The organism is Pseudomonas sp. MIS38, assembly GCF_019891575.1.
GTDB lineage: Bacteria > Pseudomonadota > Gammaproteobacteria > Pseudomonadales > Pseudomonadaceae > Aquipseudomonas > Aquipseudomonas putida_A.
The window spans coordinates 1-2,397 of record NZ_JAFLXF010000051.1 but is presented as its reverse complement, the minus strand read 5'-3'; the positions used below and the strand labels follow the sequence as shown (position 1 = coordinate 2,397).

General features: G+C 57.2%; 2 protein-coding genes and 1 pseudogene. 2 read left to right on the top strand and 1 reads right to left on the bottom strand.

From position 1 onward, the window contains the following. The coding region (locus tag J1G18_RS28550) for a DUF6124 family protein (protein ID WP_410477723.1) at window positions 1-166 on the top strand (166 nt) is incomplete at its 5' end. 143 nt (window positions 167-309) lie between these two features. Continuing rightward, window positions 310-669 carry a DUF6124 family protein gene (locus J1G18_RS27790; protein WP_223009597.1) on the top strand — a complete coding sequence of 120 codons (360 nt, stop codon included), beginning with the start codon at window positions 310-312 and terminating at the stop codon, window positions 667-669. A 184-nt stretch (window positions 670-853) separates the two neighbouring features. On the opposite strand, the pseudogene J1G18_RS27785 reads toward J1G18_RS27790, so the two are convergent. Continuing rightward, window positions 854-2,397: pseudogene (locus J1G18_RS27785) on the bottom strand (hypothetical protein); the annotation flags it as partial.

Genomic DNA, 2,397 nt, shown 5'->3' with positions numbered 1-2,397 from the left:
CGTCGAAGCCTGCGAATCATTAGCCGCCGCCAGCGACATGGCCCGTGATATCGGCGACACCGTCGATAACCCACAGCGCCGGGCCATGCTGGTGCTGCATCAGGTGATCATGCTCAGTGAACTGATGGTCAACCGAGTACTGGACGGCCGTCGCATCCCGAACTAATCACGCGGCCCCCTGTAGGAGCTGCCGCAGGCTGCGATCTTTTGATCTTGCTTTTAAAACCAACATCAAAAAAAAGATCGCAGCCTTCGGCAGCTCCTACAGGTCGTCATTCATTCAAAGTAACTCGATCGGAGTTCCCGCTGATGCCCGAAACCCCACCCAATCCGCCGGCCTCAGACCCGGTATCACCCTACGAATCCCTCAACTCCAGAAAACTCCACGAAGCCGCCGAACGCGCCCTCGACCACTACCTCGCGCCCGCAAACATCATGGCCACGCCGTATACCCCCAGCAGCATGTTCATGGTCAACCCACAAACCGATACCGAATCCCTGCTGGCCAACGCCTGCGAATCCCTGGCCTCGGCCACGGTCATGCTCGGTGATTTCGCCGGCACGCTGGAAGGGCCGAGTCGCAACACGGTGTTGGGTATCGCGCAGGTGGTGATGTTGGGAGAGTTGGCGGTGAATCAGGTGCTGGATAACGTGGTGCCCAAGGAATAGGCGCTGACAGTTCTGGCCTCTTCGCGAGCAAGCCCGCTCCCACAGTGGATCTGCGTTGGTCACTTGTTAAGTGCCCGGCAAAGATGCCTTGTAGGCGTGAGCCTGCTCGCAATTGCCATTAAATAAATCTGTCCCCTTATCACTTCTCAGCAACTAGGGTTTAAGGCGAGCAAACCCTTTCGTATCAATTGAATGTGACGGTGAAGGGCGGAGTTATCTGCTTTCCTGTGGGGCCGAAGAAGTTCAGCGTATATATTCCCGGCCCTTTTAGTGTGATACCCCATAATCCGAGTTGACGGGAACCAGGGGATTTAATGTCTAAAGTCCTGCTTTGAAGCTCACCCATGGGGCTACTTAGCGTTACTACATGAGTTCCTATGGCGAGGGATACGACCTGAAAACCCAAGCTCAAGCCCACGTAATTCGAAAATAACAATACGCTACCGTTTTGAGGAAGATACCCGGCGCCTCCTGACGGCAATTGCATCCAAAAACTGAGAACATCTTTTGCATCTATGACAACGATGAGGTACGGGGCAGAAGTCTGATCACTGCCATCTAGAACCTTCGCTGTGAAGATGTGAGTCAACGCGTCAAGCCCCAGCAAGGTGTACGACCATTCTCCGTTTTGCGAGTCTGCCAAGACCTCGCCTATGGCTGTCAGGTTATCCAGAATTTCGACTCTTTGGCCCCTGCTTGCGACCCCGGTCAGAACTATCGTTCTGTCAGCAGTATCACGGCCAGACACAATCATCTGGCCCACAGAGTCTCTTGCCGAAATGATGGTGGGCCGCACATCCTCAAACGCCTTGATCGTATAAGTACGCACCGGAAACTCCACCGCCTCACTCTCCACCGTGCTCTGACCAAGCGCCGCTTTAAACGCCAATTCCAGGCTGCTGCCATCCTGCAGAGCTTGGAGCTCATCGGCTGGAAGCGGAAAAGTGAAGAACCGGTCAGCGATCCAGTCGGGGTTGGTGAAGGCCGTCGGTGCGCTCCAGATCTCGCGTGTGTAGGCGCTGCCGTCGGCATTGGTCCCGCGCAGACGCAACCAGACGTATTGGTTGAGGGCGATCAGCGGCCAGTCACCCATGCGTACGGACGCTTGGGTCAGGTTGCCGGTATGCAGTTCCGGGCCGGCGCCGTCGTTGTCGGCCTGCTCGATGGTGGGGCTGGCCAACGCGCTCTGCGGCATTGCTTGCACCGTCAGGTCAAATTCCCGGGACGGTGTTGGATGACCATCAATGATCACGACGTAGGAGATTTTTACCTGCTTACCCAGGTTGAACGCCACCACGCTGTTGGGGATCGCAAACTCAAGCCCTTCGCTTACCGCACGCGGCACTGAGGTGTGCGACCCGCCGGCCGGTGTGCCGTCAGCGCCAGTCCAGGTGACGCTGATTGCATGGTTTGGCAGCAACGCGCTGTTGTCCGGCACCACGATGGTCAAGGTGTCTCTGACCAGCAGCGGGTTGAGTGCGCTGTCGCCGTTGTTCTCCTTGATCGAGGGGGCAAGCAGATCCAGCGCGACGCCCACGGTGAACACCAATGGATTCGAGAGGCTGGTCTCATTTGTGGCATGGCGCGAGAGCTGGTAGCGGATGGTGATCTTGCTGCCGCGGTTCGGTTCGATGTGTTGGGCGACGAAGGCGGCGTCCAGGTTGATGACCCAGTCTTGTTGGGCGGTTACGGCATTGAATGTGCGGGACCCGGGTTCCTCGCCGGAGA